The sequence below is a fragment of the Dickeya oryzae genome (assembly GCF_020406815.2).
Classification (GTDB): Bacteria; Pseudomonadota; Gammaproteobacteria; order Enterobacterales; family Enterobacteriaceae; genus Dickeya; species Dickeya oryzae.
In genome coordinates, this window is sequence record NZ_CP162670.1 from 197,574 (window position 1) to 214,305 (window position 16,732).

The 16,732-nt window shown below is 55.3% G+C and carries 14 protein-coding genes; 9 read left to right on the plus strand and 5 right to left on the minus strand.

Going from position 1 to position 16,732, the window contains the following annotated elements; all coding sequences use genetic code 11:
* Positions 1-197: 197 nt before the first annotated feature.
* Positions 198-773, minus strand: coding sequence for a hypothetical protein (locus LF929_RS00905; RefSeq protein WP_038903002.1), 576 nt, complete (start codon positions 771-773; stop codon positions 198-200).
* A gap of 303 nt (positions 774-1,076) precedes the next feature.
* Complete coding sequence (locus tag LF929_RS00910; protein WP_226093343.1) at positions 1,077-1,904, minus strand: dienelactone hydrolase family protein; 828 nt, start codon at positions 1,902-1,904, stop codon at positions 1,077-1,079.
* A 300-nt stretch (positions 1,905-2,204) separates the two neighbouring features.
* On the opposite strand from LF929_RS00910, the gene udp reads away from it, so the two are divergent.
* Positions 2,205-2,966, plus strand: coding sequence for a uridine phosphorylase (udp, locus tag LF929_RS00915; protein ID WP_038903005.1), 762 nt, complete (start codon positions 2,205-2,207; stop codon positions 2,964-2,966).
* 161 nt (positions 2,967-3,127) lie between these two features.
* Here udp and LF929_RS00920 read toward each other — a convergent pair whose 3' ends face one another.
* Positions 3,128-3,271 (minus strand): hypothetical protein, encoded by a 144-nt coding sequence (locus LF929_RS00920; protein WP_210177390.1) that lies wholly within the window; start codon positions 3,269-3,271, stop codon positions 3,128-3,130.
* Between LF929_RS00920 and LF929_RS00925 the strand changes: the two genes are divergently transcribed.
* Positions 3,262-4,044 (plus strand): tyrosine-protein phosphatase, encoded by a 783-nt coding sequence (locus LF929_RS00925; RefSeq protein ID WP_012882929.1) that lies wholly within the window; start codon positions 3,262-3,264, stop codon positions 4,042-4,044. The two genes, LF929_RS00920 and LF929_RS00925, sit on opposite strands and share 10 nt — an antisense overlap.
* 60 nt (positions 4,045-4,104) lie before the next feature.
* Here the strand turns inward: LF929_RS00925 and ppc are convergent, their stop codons facing one another.
* On the minus strand, positions 4,105-6,744 hold the full coding sequence (gene ppc / locus LF929_RS00930) for a phosphoenolpyruvate carboxylase (RefSeq protein WP_038903006.1): 2,640 nt from the start codon (positions 6,742-6,744) through the stop codon (positions 4,105-4,107).
* 376 nt (positions 6,745-7,120) lie between these two features.
* A complete protein-coding gene (argE, locus tag LF929_RS00935; RefSeq protein WP_016943436.1) occupies positions 7,121-8,272 on the minus strand; it encodes an acetylornithine deacetylase in 1,152 nt (383 codons plus the stop codon).
* Positions 8,273-8,486: 214 nt separating this feature from the next.
* Here argE and argC point away from each other — a divergent pair, with 214 nt between their 5' ends.
* From argC to ubiB, 7 genes are all read left to right on the plus strand, one after another.
* The gene (gene argC / locus LF929_RS00940; protein ID WP_226093342.1) at positions 8,487-9,491 is read left to right on the plus strand and encodes an N-acetyl-gamma-glutamyl-phosphate reductase; all 1,005 of its coding nucleotides are present in this window, start codon (positions 8,487-8,489) and stop codon (positions 9,489-9,491) included.
* A 24-nt stretch (positions 9,492-9,515) separates the two neighbouring features.
* Entirely contained in the window at positions 9,516-10,289 is a 774-nt protein-coding gene (argB, locus tag LF929_RS00945) for an acetylglutamate kinase (RefSeq protein ID WP_226093341.1), read from the plus strand.
* 116 nt (positions 10,290-10,405) lie between these two features.
* A complete protein-coding gene (gene argH / locus LF929_RS00950) occupies positions 10,406-11,779 on the plus strand; it encodes an argininosuccinate lyase (RefSeq protein ID WP_038903007.1) in 1,374 nt (457 codons plus the stop codon).
* Positions 11,780-11,993: 214 nt separating this feature from the next.
* The gene (gene rmuC / locus LF929_RS00955) at positions 11,994-13,535 is read left to right on the plus strand and encodes a DNA recombination protein RmuC (RefSeq protein WP_226093340.1); all 1,542 of its coding nucleotides are present in this window, start codon (positions 11,994-11,996) and stop codon (positions 13,533-13,535) included.
* A 134-nt stretch (positions 13,536-13,669) separates the two neighbouring features.
* A complete protein-coding gene (ubiE, locus tag LF929_RS00960; protein WP_210175125.1) occupies positions 13,670-14,425 on the plus strand; it encodes a bifunctional demethylmenaquinone methyltransferase/2-methoxy-6-polyprenyl-1,4-benzoquinol methylase UbiE in 756 nt (251 codons plus the stop codon).
* 13 nt (positions 14,426-14,438) lie between these two features.
* Complete coding sequence (locus LF929_RS00965; protein WP_038903009.1) at positions 14,439-15,047, plus strand: SCP2 domain-containing protein; 609 nt, start codon at positions 14,439-14,441, stop codon at positions 15,045-15,047.
* Positions 15,044-16,681, plus strand: coding sequence for a ubiquinone biosynthesis regulatory protein kinase UbiB (ubiB, locus tag LF929_RS00970; protein ID WP_210175126.1), 1,638 nt, complete (start codon positions 15,044-15,046; stop codon positions 16,679-16,681). The genes LF929_RS00965 and ubiB overlap by 4 nt, the downstream gene beginning before the upstream one ends.
* The last annotated feature ends 51 nt before the right edge of the window (positions 16,682-16,732 follow it).

A 16,732-nucleotide genomic window follows, 5' to 3' on the forward strand; every position in this document is an offset into this window, starting at 1 on the left:
AGGATGAAAGGACACGCGTGAACCACAGGATGTGACGCCCAGGCTGGGGCGTTGCGCATCACCGCCTGAAATAACAAGGGAGACGATAGTGTCTCCCTTTTTACATTCGTTGCGCCTGTTAAATGATGGCTTCCTGTTTTAGGCATCGGCGAAAACTCACCGTAGGGTAAGCTGCCTCAACGCGAAAGCGGGTTGGCCTAAGCGGCAAAGTGGATCAGCACGCCGGAAAACGTATGGCTTACTGCACCAGTGATGTCGTTGTCGGTAACCGTCGCGGTGCCGCTGCTGCCGTTGGCTGGGTCATAGGCATACAGGCCGCTGGCATCACGTACTATGGCGATCCAGTGGTTGCCTTCATCGACCAGAGCAAGGTAATAACCGTTGCTTCCCAGCAGATCCTGCAATTTATACGTTTCCTTCTCCTGTACGCTGGCCGTAGTACCGATAAGCGTGATCTCTGCTGGAATCAGCGGCGCTAGCGCTGCTGGAACGGCCGACGTATGTGTTACCTGAGCACAGGCAAATCCCCTGGCAATCCCCAGCGCGACAAGGGTTGACGGTAGAGATCGCGGGTCGCTTCCCTTAAATAGTGGGGGGTAGCCTACCGGTAGACTACTTTGTTTATGAATGACCTCACTGTAAATATTGCTTCCTGTCGGACTATTCAGTGGGCCAGCATTTCTTGCATTGATTAATGCCGCCAGTGAGAAAGCACCACAGGATTCGCTGCCAAACGGCTGTTTCTCTGTGTACTGGGCAAATACGTTAGGCATAGGGACTCCTCATGTTCTTGTGAGTCATGGCGCACCGGTGTGGTACGACATGTAGGGTGATGATGCAGACGCAAGCAGCAGATTGCTGTTGTCTCAATGAGGAGAGTAAAAATATGGCGGCTGTAGTGCGCGGGTGGAAAAACGATATCGCCTGTTTAAATACGGCTCTGTGTTAGTGAATAAATACAAAGATTAAGAAATGCAAAATGCCGGGAATCAACTGTGATACGCGCCATGCTCATTGCGTATTATGAGAGCGGATGAAAGCGAAATACTGAATTCCACTTTCATCCGAGAAGCTGATTACACCACGCCGTAGCGGGCGAACCACGCCAGCATACGTTGCCAGCCGTCTTTGGCTGAGGCTTCATGGTATGTCGCACGGTAGTCGGCATGGAAGGCGTGATCGGCATCGGGATAAACCACGATTTCCGCATCTGCATTGACCGCACGTAGTGCCTGACGCATGGTTTCCACCTGTGTTAGCGGAATACCTTTATCCTGCCCGCCGTATAGCCCAAGCACCGGGGCGCTCAGCTCTTTGGCGACATCTACCGGATGTTGGGGCGAGGTCAGTGTTTTTTCGGCGACCAGCTTGCCGTACCAGGCAACCGCGGCTTTTAACTGTGGGTTATGTGCGGCGTACAACCAACTGATGCGTCCACCCCAGCAGAAACCGGTAATTGCCAGACGTTTGGCATCCCCACCCTGGCGTACCGCCCAGTGTGCGGTGTGGTCAAGGTCAGATAAGATCTGATTGTCTGGCACCTTGCTGACCAGTTCACTCAGTAATGTGGGGATATCGCTGTATTGCTGCGGGTCGCCCTGCCGGAAATAGAGTTCCGGTGCGATGGCCAGATAGCCCTGTTTAGCCAGCCGCCGACAGACATCACGAATATGCTCATGTACACCGAAGATTTCCTGCACGACCAGTACAATCGGTAAGGGGCCGTCGGCCTGTTCGGGTTTGGCAAGATAGGCCGGCAGATTATCACCCTGTGAAGGTATCGTGGTTTCACCGGCCACCAGCCCGACGGCATCGGTGGTAATGGCGGAAGAAGCCAGCGGCATGACAGCTGGCGAAAATGCCCGTGTGGTCTCTCTGAGTGTCAGTAGCTCATCGGTTTTCATTGCCTTTCCTTTATCAAGACTGGAATCTGCCAGCGGGACATGTCGCACCCGCGTTAAGCAAGTGTAGGAACTTTGTAGTGTATTGCGAATTTCGGCAACCAGATAGGGCAATCGGTGCCACACGCTGTGCCACATTGTGTGGCGCAATAACGGGTGATTACAGTCTAAAATGTGATTAAAATCACATTATTAATGTAAATAGATGTTCGTTACTTTCCAATGAGCGACGTGCTTCACTTAACGGCGACAATCTGTGCGCTAAGATGGTGCTGTACCTGACGGCTTGCCTGGGAGGCGTTTATGTCCGATGTATTTCATCTCGGTTTAACAAAACAGGATTTACAAGGAGCCACGCTGGCGATAGTGCCCGGCGACCCGGCTCGCGTGGAAAAGATTGCTCGCTTGATGGAGAACCCGGTCTTTCTGGCGTCGCACCGGGAGTTCACCTCCTGGCGTGCGGAACTGGCGGGCAAACCGGTAATTGTCTGCTCCACCGGTATTGGCGGCCCCTCTACCTCGATTGCGGTAGAAGAACTGGCGCAATTGGGTGTGCGTACCTTCCTGCGTGTCGGCACGACCGGTGCTATCCAGCCGCATATCGCGGTGGGCGATGTGCTGGTCACCACCGCCGCGGTACGTCTGGACGGTGCCAGCCTGCATTTTGCACCGCTGGAGTTCCCGGCGGCGGCGGATTTTGCCTGTACCTGTGCACTGGCAGAATCGGCGCGTGAAGCAGGGGCGACGCTGCATGTCGGCATTACCGCCTCTTCAGATACCTTCTATCCGGGCCAGGAACGCTACGATACCTTTTCTGGTCGGGTCGTGCGGCGTTTTCAGGGGTCGATGGCGGAATGGCAGAGCATGGGTGTGCTGAACTATGAAATGGAATCCGCTACGCTGCTGACGATGTGTGCCAGTCAGGGGCTGCGTGCTGGTATGGTCGCGGGTGTGATCGTCAACCGCACCCAGCAGGAAATCCCCGATACCGCTACGATGCAAAAAGCGGAACACGCGTCCGTCAATGTGGTGTTGTCGGCGGCTCGCAAATTGCTGAGCGCCTGAGCGTTGTGAAACCATCAAGAGTTGTGATGTCACCAATAGTTATGATGTTATTACCGGGTCGCTAGCCCGGCAGGGCGGTACGAGCGTGTTCGTACCGCCTTTTGTCTTTCTGTACATCGACCCCACGAGCTGTTCATCGGTTTGTCTGCCTTCATGCTAATTTAATTGTCAGGCCGGATAATACCCGTCAGTAGCCGTCGTTCGACGATGGTGTAACCGTAATCATTCAGTACAGATAACGGATCCTTGATAGCTAACCCTTGATAATTCATTTTTGATAACGACAGGGAAAGGTATGACTTCATCCTCATTGTTACATCCCTCGTTGCTGCCGCTTGATGGCGGCGTCAATTTTCGTGATTTGGGCGGTATCCGCGTGGCGGATGGGCGGCAGATCAGGCGTGGCAAGCTGTTTCGTTCAGGTGCGCTGGATATGCTGAGCGAGCGGGATATCGACCATCTCGCCAGCGTGCCGGTGGCCCATGTGGTGGATTACCGTGATCAGGACGAAGCGGCGTTGCGACCCGATCGTCTGTGGTCTGGTGCGCGTTACCATCCGGTACCGGCTAATCCGTTGCGTCATGAGGTCACCGCCAGCCTGGAAACGCTAGGCTCGGAAAAACTCGAGGCATTCGACTCCCGTGCGTTCATGATGGAGCTGTATCGCCGTTTACCGTTTGGCAATCCGGCGTATCAGCATCTGGTGGCGTTGTTGCGTCAGCCGGATGACGGTGCCTTGGTGCAACATTGTGCGGTAGGCAAAGATCGTACCGGTATTGGTTCGGCGCTGGTGCTGTTCGCACTGGGGGCGGATGAGCAAACGGTGATGGAAGATTATCTGGTCACCGAATCCACGCTGATTCCGTTTCGCCGCCAGTTGTTGGAAGACCTGGCGTCCAGCCTGAGCGAGAAAGCGCTCAAGCGGTTTGATTTTGTGCTTTCGGCCCGTGAAGAATTTCTGGTGACGGCGCTGCACACCATCCGTGAGAAGCATGGGTCGGTGGATAACTGGCTGGCGCAGGATTACGGTCTGGATGCCTCATCGCGTGATGCGCTACGGGATAAATATCTGGCGTGAAGGTGTTAGCGATTAGCGCAAAACCGGGAGCTATCGCTCCCGGTTTGTGTTGATGGGTGGCTAGCCGGTATTGCGCATCCCGGCCGCGACGCCCGCGATGGTGACCATCAGCGCTTGTTCTACCTGTGGGTCCGTCGTGTCTTGCTGACGTGAGCGGTGCAGCAATTCCGCCTGCAATACGTTGAGTGGGTCGGTATAGACGTTACGCAACGCGATGGATTCGGCAATCCACGGCAGGTCGGCCATCAGATGGTCGTCGTTAGAGATAGTCAGCACCGCCTGGATGTCTTTTTCCAACTGTTCACGCAACTGTTTGCCAAGCGACCACAGTTTTTCGTCCACCAGCCGCTGGTCGTAGTATTCCGCCAGCCACAGGTCGGCCTTGGCAAATACCATCTCCAGCATGCCGATACGGGTGGAGAAGAACGGCCAGTCGCGGCACATGGTTTCCAACTGGCTCTGATGCCCTTTGTCGATCACGTCTTGCAACGCCGCACCAGCACCCAGCCAGGCAGGCAGCATTAAACGGTTCTGGGTCCAGGCGAAAATCCACGGAATAGCGCGCAGGCTTTCCACACCGCCGTTCGGCCGACGTTTGGCCGGGCGTGACCCCAGCGGCAGTTTGCCCAGTTCCAGTTCCGGCGTGGCGGCGCGGAAGTAGGGCACGAAGTCCGGATTTTCCCGCACGTAACCACGGTACATGTCGCAGGAGATACGCGACAACTCATCCATGATGTGATGCCACTCCGGCTTCGGTTCCGGTGGCGGCAGCAGGTTGGCTTCCAGAATGGCAGACGTGTAAAGCGACAGACTGCTGATGGTGACTTCCGGCAGACCGAACTTGAAGCGGATCATCTCGCCTTGCTCGGTTACACGCAGGCCACCTTTCAGGCTGCCCGGCGGTTGGGAGAGCAGTGCGGCGTGAGCTGGCGCACCGCCACGACCAATTGAACCGCCGCGACCGTGGAACAAGGTCAGTGCGATACCGTATTTTTCGCAGGTTTTAATCAGTGCGTCCTGTGCACGGTACTGTGCCCAGGAGGCCGCCATCACCCCGGCGTCTTTGGCTGAATCGGAATAGCCAATCATCACCATCTGTTTGCCCTGAATGAAGCCGCGATACCAGTCGATATTGAGCAACTGGATCATCACGCTGTCGGCGTTATTCAGGTCGTCCAGGGTTTCGAACAACGGGGCGACGGGCAGCGCGTACGGGCAACCGGCTTCTTTTAGCAACAGATGTACCGCCAGCACGTCGGACGGGGTACGCGCCATCGAGATAACATACGCGGCAATGGAGTCGCGTGGGGTTTCGGCAATCACCCGGCAGGTTTCCAGTACTTCTTGTGTGTCAGCACTCGGTTCCCACTGCCGCGGCAGCAACGGACGCTTGGAGTTCAGCTCGCGGATCAGGAACGCCTGCTTGTCGGATTCAGACCAGCTTTCATAATCCCCCAGCCCCAGATAGCGGGTGATTTCCGCCAGCGCGTCGGTGTGACGGGTACTTTCCTGACGCACGTCGATGCGCACCAGCGGTACACCAAAGCAGCGTACCCGGCGCAGCGTATCCAGCAATTGACCATCGGCGATGATCCCCATACCGCAGGCATGCAGTGACTGGTAACAGGCGTAAAGCGGTTCCCATAGCTGGTCGTTGGTGACCAGCAGATCGTTGGGCGGCACCCGCTGTTCGCCCTTCAGGCGCGCGTCCAGATAGTCCAGCGTGGTGGTTAACTGCGCACGCAAGTTTTTCATCAATTCGCGATAAGGTTCCTGCACCTCATCGCCGCCAGCCAGTTGCTGTAGTTTGGGCGTGCACGTCGTCATCGACAGTTCAGATACCAGCACCTGCACATCCCGCAGGAACAGGTCGGCGGCTTTCCAGCGGCTTAACAACAGCACACGACGGGTGATTTCAGAGGTCACGTTCGGGTTGCCATCGCGGTCGCCACCCATCCAGGACGTAAAGCGCACCGGCACTGAATCCACCGGCAGGCGGTAGCCCAGTTCCTTGTCCATCTGCTCGTCGAGTTCACGCAGGAACGCAGGCACCCCTTCCCACAGGCTGTTTTCCACCACCGCAAAGCCCCACTTGGCCTCGTCTACCGGCGTCGGGCGAATTTTACGGATTTCATCGGTATGCCAGTACTGGGCAATCAGCTGGCGCAGACGACGCATGATCTGATGGCGTTCGTAGTCGGCCAGGTCGTTGTGATCGAGCTGCTTGAGACAGGTATTGACCTCTACCAGCTTGTGAATCAGCGTGCGGCGGGTAATTTCCGTTGGGTGTGCGGTCAGTACCAGCTCGATAGACAGCGATTCCACCGCATTGCGGATGTCTTTGTCGCTCAGGTTGTCGCGGCTTTTCAGGTTGCGAAACACCGTCGCCAGCGCTTCCGGGTTACTGGCCGCTTCGCCGTGCGGAGAAATACTGTGGTACTGCTCGGCGGTGTTGGTCAGGTTAAGGAACTGGCTGAACGCACGGGCGACCGGCAGCAGTTCTTCGTTGGACAGGTTTTGCAGCGTGGTCAACAGTTCCTGACGGTGTGTTTCACTCCCCGCCCGCGACGCTTTAGATAGCTTGCGGATGGTTTCAACCCGCTCAAGGATATTGGCACCCAGCGCATCCTTGATGGTATCGCCGAGCAATTTACCCAGCATGCTGACATTGCTCCGCATGGCGGAATATTGTTCATTCATAGTTACCCTGACCCACCTCATGATTTTGTAAATTTATTACACATAATAATTGTGTGGTTACTGTCTTTTATCTAGCCATGTTCGCCATTGTTCGTCAATGAACGTCTTTTAATCACTACAGTTGTACCCGTTTAACCGGTACAAAGGCAATTTGTGAAATTTAATTACAAAAGCTTGCTGATAAGTGACACTTATCTTATGGCGCTGGAGAAAGCAAGCAGGCGGCGAGTCATTGGACGATAAAACGGCAATAAAAAGGCAGAAACGACGAGGGACGGCAGTGTTGAGACTAACGGTTCGGCTGTCAGGAGATTGCCCGGCAATCAATGCCGGGCAAATGATGAAAACACGCAGTACGTGAAATCGGCTGGCGAAATCAGTGCTGGCAGAAGTGGTGCACTAACTGGGTAATCAGGGTGCGCGTGGGTTTGATGAACGACATATCGATAAATTCATCTGGCTGATGCGCCTGATTGATAGAGCCGGGGCCGAGTACCAGTGTCGGGCACAACTCCTGAATGAATGGCGCTTCGGTACAGTAGTTCACCACATCGGTCGGTTGCCCCACCAGTTTTTCCACCACCTGTGCCAGTTGATGGTCCGCCGGGCATTCATAGCCGGGAATCGGCGGGTGCAGTTCGCTGATGGTCAGTCGGCCCGGCCAGCGCTCACTGACCGGTGCCAGCGCTTCGCTCAACAAGCCGTTGAGATCGCTGAGCGTCATGCCGGGCAGTGGGCGGATATCCATGTGCAGGTCGCAGCAGGCGCAAATGCGGTTAGCGGCGTCACCGCCATGAATATGGCCGAAATTCATGGTCGGGTAAGGAATGTGGAATGCCGGGTTGTGATAGCGCTCTTTGAGCGTGTTGCGCAGCCCCATCAGTTCAGAGATGGCCTCGTGCATCAGTTCGATGGCGTTAACACCGCGTGACGGGTCGCTGGAATGACCGGACTGGCCCTGAATACGAACGACATTCGACATGTGGCCTTTGTGGGCGCGTACCGGTTGTAGCGAGGTGGGTTCGCCGATAATAGCGCAATCCGGGCGGATACCAGTCGATTCGGAGAAGTATTTGGCACCCGCCATCGTCGTTTCTTCATCTGCGGTGGCCAGAATGTACAGCGGCTTGGTCAGCTTACTGGCATCCACATCACGCAGCGCATCAAGAATAAAGGCGAAAAAGCCTTTCATGTCGGCGGTACCGAGCCCGTAGAGCTTATTGTCATGCTCGGTGAGGGTAAAAGGGTCGCGCGTCCAGCGTCCGTCGTCGAACGGCACGGTATCGGTGTGACCGGCCAGCAGCAGCCCGCCGTTACCTTCACCCAGACGGGCCAACAAATTGAATTTATTAAACGTACCGGGAACCGGCTGTACATCGACATGAAAACCCAGATCGCTAAACCATCCCGCCAACAGATTGATTAAGGTCTCATTGCTTTGATCCAGTGCGCGCTCGGTGGCGCTGATGGACGGAGTGGCGATCAATGCCCGGTAGAGCTCCATAAAAGGGGGTAAATTCATCTTCACTGTTGACAGCCTCTGGGTTAGGATAGTATCAATATTCATGCATTTATTGTGAATAAAAATACAATAATGCCAGGCGAAATGAAATCACAAGCTGTGCGGCGCGGCGAGATTGTCGCATAATCGTTTCTTCTGGCTGTTGTGGGTGAACGGCGTGGCCACGCTGATGAGCCTGCTTACTGTTCCACCTATCTGGCAATAAAGGTATACCGAACTCATGCTGAACACGTTGATCGTTGGTGCAAGTGGCTATACTGGCGCTGAACTGGCCTTGTACCTGAACCGTCACCCACAGATGAACATAACCGCTTTAGCGGTCTCTGCGCAAAGCGTTGATGCGGGAAAACGCATTTCTGACCTGCACCCTCAGCTTAAAGGCATTATCGACTTACCGGTGCAGCCACTGATCGATGTGGCCGAGGCCGCAAAGGGTGTGGATGTGGTGTTTCTGGCCACTGACCACAAGGTGAGCCACGATCTTGCACCGCAATTCTTGAACGCCGGTTGTACCGTGTTCGACCTGTCTGGCGCATTCCGCGTGCAGGATCCTGAATTTTATACCCGTTACTACGGCTTCGAACACCAGCATACCGACTGGCTGGCGCAGGCGGTGTATGGCCTGGCGGAATGGCAGGCAGAGTCTATCAAGCAAGCGCGGCTTATCGCTGTGCCGGGGTGTTACCCCACCGCGTCTCAACTGGCACTGAAACCGCTGGTGGAAGGCGGTTTGCTGAACCCGAACCAGTGGCCGGTGATTGATGCCACCAGCGGCGTCAGCGGTGCGGGTCGTAAGGCGAGCATGACCAACAGTTTCTGTGAAGTCAGCCTGCAGCCGTATGGCATTTTCAATCATCGCCATCACCCGGAAATCGCCACCCATCTCGGTATTCCGGTGATTTTCACCCCGCATCTGGGCAATTTCCCGCGTGGTATTCTGGCGACGATTACCTGTCGTTTGCAGCCGGGCGTCACCGCGCAGGACGTGGCGGAAGCCTACCACAACGCTTATCACGACAAACCGCTGGTGCGGTTGTATGAAAAAGGCGTACCGGCACTGAAATCGGTAGTCGGACTGCCGTTCTGCGATATCGGCTTTGTGGTGCAAGACGAGCACCTGATCGTGGTCGCTACCGAAGATAACCTGCTCAAAGGTGCGGCGGCGCAGGCGGTACAGTGCATGAACATTCGCTTCGGTTTCCCTGAAACCCAATCCTTACTCTGATGACACCCTGAGGCGCAAAGACCGATGAATCCGTTAATTATCAAATTAGGTGGCGTATTACTGGATAGCGAAGAGGCGCTGGAGCGCCTGTTCACCGCGCTGGTCGCTTACCGTCAACAGCATCAGCGCCCGCTGGTGATCGTTCATGGCGGCGGCTGTCTGGTCGATGACCTGATGAAGAAACTGTCGCTGCCGGTGGTCAAGAAAAACGGCCTGCGTGTGACGCCAGCCGATCAAATCGACATTATTACCGGCGCGCTGGCCGGTTCTGCCAATAAAACCCTGCTGGCCTGGGCGATTCGTCACGGCATCAACGCTGTGGGCCTGAGTCTGGCAGATGGCGGCAGTACCGTGGTAACACAACTGAATGATGAACTGGGCCATGTGGGCAAAGCGGAAGCGGGTTCCCCGGCACTGCTCAACACCCTGCTGAGCGCCGGTTATCTGCCGGTCATCAGCTCCATCGGTATTACCGTTGGCGGTGAACTGATGAACGTTAACGCCGATCAGGCTGCCACCGCGCTGGCACAGACGCTGGGCGCGGATTTGATTCTGTTGTCCGATGTGAGCGGCATTCTGGACGGTAAAGGTCAGCGCATTGCGGAAATGACCGCTGGTAAAGCGCAAGAGCTGATCGCTCAGGGTATTATTACCGACGGTATGATCGTTAAAGTGAATGCGGCACTGGACGCGGCGCATGCGCTGGGTCGTCCGGTCGATATCGCCAGCTGGCGCCATGCCGAGCAGTTACCCATGCTGTTCAACGGCGTGTCTATCGGTACCCGCATTCTGGCGTAATCCGTCAGCATGTCGTACGTGTTCTTCCCGCGTTAGTCGCCGGAAGAACACGGCAGTTCAATCACGGGCTGAACGGGAGTCGGCCCGCTTTTATCAGAGAGACCGGGAGTGTAGTTATGGCTTTGTGGGGCGGACGGTTCACGCAGGCGGCAGATACGCGTTTTAAACAATTCAACGATTCACTGCGGTTTGATTACCGTCTGGCGGAGCAGGACATTATCGGGTCTATCGGCTGGTCTAAAGCCCTGGTGACGGTAAATGTACTGAGCGCTCAGGAGCAGCAGCAACTGGAGCAGGCACTCAATGCGTTGCTAACCGAGGTGCAGGCAGACCCGGAAGCTATCCTGCAAAGCGATGCGGAAGACATCCACAGCTGGGTAGAGCAGAAACTGATCGAGAAAGTCGGCGATCTGGGCAAAAAACTGCACACCGGGCGCAGCCGTAACGACCAGGTGGCGACGGACCTGAAACTGTGGTGCAAGGCGCAGGTGAGCGAGCTGGCGCAGGCGATTCGTCATCTGCGTGCGGCCTTGGTCGCTACCGCCGAAGCGAATCAGGATGCGGTGATGCCGGGCTATACCCACTTGCAACGCGCACAGCCGGTGACTTTCGCTCACTGGTGTCTGGCTTACCATGAAATGCTCGCACGTGATGAGAGCCGTCTTGAGGATACGCTCAAGCGTCTGGACGTCAGCCCACTGGGCTGCGGCGCGCTGGCGGGCACCGCTTATCCTATCGACCGCGAGCAGTTGGCTGGCTGGTTGGGCTTTGCCTCTGCTACCCGCAACAGTCTGGATACGGTCTCTGACCGTGATCACGTACTGGAACTGCTGTCCGATGCGTCTATCGGTATGGTGCATTTGTCGCGCTTTGCCGAAGATTTGATTTTCTTCAACAGCGGTGAAGCGGCATTTGTCGAATTGTCTGACCGCGTGACTTCCGGTTCTTCCCTGATGCCGCAGAAGAAAAACCCGGATGCACTGGAGCTTATCCGCGGAAAATGCGGCCGTGTTCAGGGCGCGCTGGCTGGTATGCTGGTTACGCTGAAAGGGCTGCCGCTGGCCTATAACAAAGATATGCAGGAAGACAAGGAAGGGCTGTTCGATGCGCTGGATACCTGGCACGACTGCCTGTTGATGGCGTCACTGGTGCTGGAAGGCATTCAGGTGAAACGTCCGCGCTGCCAGGAAGCGGCACAGCAGGGCTATGCCAACGCGACCGAACTGGCTGATTATCTGGTTGCCAAAGGTGTGCCGTTCCGCGAAGCGCACCACATCGTTGGTGAAGCGGTGGTGGAGGCGATTCGTCAGGGTAAAGCGCTGGAAGCGCTGTCACTGGTGGACCTCAAACAGTTCAGCGCAGTTATCGAAGACGATGTCTATCCGGTGCTGTCGTTGCAGTCCTGTCTGGATAAGCGCGCTGCACAGGGCGGGGTGTCGCCGCAGCAAGTCGCACGCGCGATTGCCGACGCGAAGCAACGTCTGGCGTAATCTCGGTTATCGTGATCAGAACCGGCCTGCGGGCCGGTTTTGTTTTTTCTATCTTCCTTCTCCTTTTCTGCCTTCGACCTTCTGCTTTCTGATGTCAGCTCGCATTTTCTCGCCGTTCGAGCGCTTTTCCGGCCGATTTCGCACAGAACCTCTGGACAGATATACAGCCTCACTTTACCTTGGCGTGCAGTGGTACTGATAACCTGGAGGCGGTGTGGATATCTCCTTGTTTTATGGCATCGGCGGTGGCGTCGTTGGTCTGTTGTTGGGCTGGCTGGCGGCCAGCTTGCTGCAACAGCAGCGTCAGGCGCGGCATGATACCGAGTTTCGGTTACAGCAGCAGGCGCTGGAGCAGACGCGCCAGCAACTGAGCGAAAACCAGCAAGCGCGGCAGCAAGACCAGCAGCGGTTGGATCAACAGGCGCAGGCGTTACATTCGCTACACGCACAACTGGCGGCGGGTGAGGAAAAACTGCGGCAACTGGCAGAGTTGCGTGAAGAGTGCGCCCAGCTCAATCAGGAACTGCGTGCATTGCGTGAGGCCAACGGTGCGCAGGAAGCAGAACTGCGTGAAGTCACCATTCGCCTTGAAGAAACCCGGCTGGCGGCGGAAGAGAAGCAGCGGTTGCTGATGAATAGCGAACAGCGTTTGTCTACTCAGTTTGAAAACCTCGCCAATCGTATCTTTGAGCAGACCGGGCATAAGGTGGACCAGCAAAACCAGCAGAGCATGGAGAGGTTGTTGACGCCGTTACGGGAGCAACTGGATGGTTTTCGCCGTCAGGTGCAAGAGAGCTTCGGGGCGGAATCGCGTGAGCGACATACGCTGGCGCATGAAATCCGCAATCTGCAACAACTCAACGCCCAGATGGCGCAGGAGGCTATCAACCTCACCAATGCGTTAAAAGGCGACAACAAAACCCAGGGTAACTGGGGGGAAGTGGTACTGAGCCGGGTACTGGAAAGTTCCGGGCTGCGTGAAGGGCATGAGTATGACACTCAGGTCAGCGTTCAGACCGCTAGCAATAGCCGCCTGCAACCGGATGTGATTGTGCGACTGCCGCATGGCAAAGATGTGGTTATCGACGCCAAAATGTCGCTGGTGGCTTATGAGCGCTATTTCAACAGCGATAATGAAGCTGAACGAGCGGCGGCCCTGAATGAACATCTGTTGTCTATCCGTAATCACATTCGGTTGCTGGGCAGCAAGGATTACCAACAACTACCGGGATTGCGTTCTCTCGACTATGTATTGATGTTTATTCCCGTCGAACCGGCGTTTCTGGTGGCTATCGATCGTCAGCCTGATCTGATCACCGAGGCATTACGCCACAATATTATGCTGGTCAGCCCCACGACTTTACTGGTAGCGTTACGGACGATTAACAATCTCTGGCGTTATGAGCAGCAAAGCCGCAATGCGCAGTTAATCGCCGAGCGCGCGTCACGGTTGTACGACAAACTGCGTTTGTTCGTTGATGATATGGCGTCGCTGGGGCAAGGGCTGGATAAAGCGCAGGCAGGTTACCGTCAGGCGATGAAGAAGCTGGCGTCCGGGCGTGGCAATTTGATAGGTCAGGCCGAAGGGTTCAGAGCATTGGGAGTGGCGATTAAGCGGCCAGTCAATGTACCGATGATGCAGGATGAACCTTTGGCACCTGATGCGTTGTTCGCATTGTCACAAAACGCGCATGATGATGAGACTGAACACAGTGTAGATGGCATGGATGATGTGCCGAATGGCACAGCGGTATGACGTTGATCAGGTTCAGCGCACAGGGTGGAAAGAAGGGCGGTCGCTTTTGAGCGGGGTCTGGTACACTCTCTATCCATTAATGCTACCCATTAATGGGTAATGCGATCCTGAAGTTGAAGAAGCAGGTGGATAACATGGTAGACGATTCGGATAAGACGACACATTTTGGTTTTCGCACGGTAGCGAAAGATGATAAGGAAGCCATGGTGGCGGATGTTTTTCATTCTGTGGCTGCCAAATATGACCTGATGAATGATCTGATGTCATTTGGCATTCACCGTATTTGGAAACGGTTTACCATTGAGTGCAGCGGTGTACGCCGTGGCCAGCGCGTGCTGGACCTGGCGGGTGGTACCGGCGATCTTACCGCCAAATTCTCCCGTCTGGTGGGGGATGAAGGTGAAGTGGTATTGGCGGATATCAATGCGTCAATGCTGAAAGTAGGACGCGAGAAGCTGCGTAATAACGGTGTGGTGGGCAATGTCAGTTATGTCCAGGCCAATGCGGAAGCGCTGCCGTTTCCAGAGAATTTTTTCGACTGCATCACCATTTCGTTCGGACTGCGTAACGTCACCGAAAAAGAGCGAGCACTGCGCTCTATGTACCGGGTGCTGAAACCCGGTGGTCGTTTGCTGGTGCTTGAGTTCTCGAAACCTACCGTGAAGGCGTTGAGCAAAGTCTACGACGTCTATTCTTTCCACGTGTTGCCCCGTATTGGCGAAATGGTTGCCAGTGATGCTGGTAGTTACCGCTATCTGGCGGAATCCATTCGTATGCATCCCGACCAGGAGACATTGAAAGGGATGATGGTCGATGCCGGTTTTGACAGTGTGGATTACTTCAATCTGACCAGCGGTATCGTGGCGCTGCATCGCGGATTTAAATTCTGAGTTGGATACTCCCATGTTGATAATGCCTGTGTTGACGGCGGCACTGGAAACAGCGCTCAACCAGCTTTTGTTCCGTGACCGGAGTCTGAAAGCCGCCCGTCAGCGTTTGCACGGAAAAACGTTGCGAGTGGATGTGGCGGAACTGGGTACGCCGTTGGTATTGGTTTTTTCCGAATATCGCCTTGATGTGGTGAGTCAGTGGGCAGAGCAGCCAGACTGTTGGTTGCAAACCCGCTTACCGGCATTGATGAAATTGCGTGACCGGCAGCAATTGTCTGCGCTGATGCGCAGTGGTGAATTGGTGCTGGAAGGGGATATACAGGTGGCGCAGCAGTTTGTCACCTTGCTGGATCTGGCGGAGTTTGACCCGGCAGAATGGCTGTCGCCCTGGCTGGGTGATGTGGTGGCCGAAGGGCTGAGTCAGGCGGCGGGTAAGGTTGCGGGGACGTTGATGCGTTCAGCATGCCGCCAGCAGCAAGCGCTGTCGGAAACCGTAACCGAGGAGTGGCGTCTGGCACCCGGCAAGCTGGAAGGGCTCTGGTTTGCTGACGAAGTAGAGGCGTTGGCGCAATCGGTGGAGGCACTGTCCGTCAGGCTGGCAAAACTGGAGGGAGCGCCATGACACCGGGAGAATTGTTGCGGTTATACCGGATTATCCGGGTATTGCTGAGCTACGGGCTGGATGAGTTGATCCCGCGTATTCCTCTCACCATGCCGCTACGCCTTTGGCGTTGTTTACTGTTCTGGTTACCGAATCGTCACAAAGGTCAGCCACTGGGCGAGCGTCTGCGACTGGCGTTACAGGAGCTTGGTCCTGTGTGGATCAAGTTTGGTCAGATGATGTCCACACGCCGTGATCTCTTTCCTCCGGCCATTGCCGATCAACTGGCGATGCTGCAAGACCAGGTTGAGCCGTTTGATGGCGAACTGGCCCGTTACCAGATTGAAACGTCGATGGGCGGCAAGCTGGAAACCTGGTTTGATGATTTTGACGCTAAGCCGCTGGCATCGGCGTCGATTGCTCAGGTGCATACCGCCAGACTGAAAACAACGGGTAAAGATATCGTCATCAAAGTCATTCGCCCGGATATATTGCCGGTCATCAAGGCGGACATGCGCCTGATGAATCGGCTGGCTGGCTGGTTACCGCTATTGCTGCCGGATGGCCGTCGCTTGCGGCCGCGTGAAGTGGTACGCGATTACGAAAAAACGCTATTGGATGAGCTGAACCTGCTGCGTGAAGCGGCTAACGCCATCCAGTTGCGGCGAAACTTTGAAAACAGCCCGATGTTGTATGTTCCGGAGGTGTACTCCGATTACTGCAACGAACAAGTGCTGGTCATGGAGCGTATCTACGGTATTCCGGTATCGGACATCGATGCGTTGAAGCGGCATGGTGTCAACATGCCGTTGCTGGCCGAGCGTGGCGTTCAGGTCTTTTTTACTCAGGTATTCCGCGACAGCTTTTTCCATGCCGATATGCACCCCGGCAATATCTTCATCAGTTATGAACATCCGGAAGATCCGCAGTATATCGGGATTGACTGCGGCATTGTCGGCTCTCTGAATAAAGAAGATAAGCGCTATCTGGCAGAGAACTTTATTGCTTTTTTCAACCGTGACTACCGTCGCGTCGCTGAATTGCACGTAGATTCTGGTTGGGTACCGGCTGATACCAACGTAGAAGAGTTCGAATTTGCTATCCGTACCGTTTGTGAGCCCATTTTTGAAAAGCCGTTAGCAGAAATTTCTTTCGGTCATGTATTATTGAACCTCTTTAATACGGCGCGTCGCTTCAATATGGAAGTGCAACCCCAGTTGGTGTTGCTCCAGAAGACGTTACTGTACATTGAGGGAGTCGGGCGTCAGCTCTACCCTCAGCTGGATTTGTGGAAGACGGCGAAGCCCTTTTTGGAGACCTGGCTGAAGGATCAAGTCGGCTTGCCTGCCATGTTGCGGGCATTTAAAGAGAAAGCGCCGTTTTGGGCAGAAAAGCTGCCCGAGATTCCCGAATTGTTCTACGACAGCTTACGTCAGCATAAAATGTTGAAGCAGAACATGGAGTTATTGACCGGCGAGTTGCGTTCGCAACGTACCCGTCATGGTCAGGCTCGCTACCTGCTGGGCGTGGGAGCGACGTTGCTGCTGAGCGGGACGATACTGCTGGTGAGTCAGGTCGAAGCGGATATTGTACCGGCTGGCCTGTTCGCTGCCGGTTTTGTGGCCTGGATTATCGGCTGGCGCAGTACTCGCTGAACCGTTGTAACCGTTGAATGAACGCCTCTTCAGTATCCCGATATAGACTGA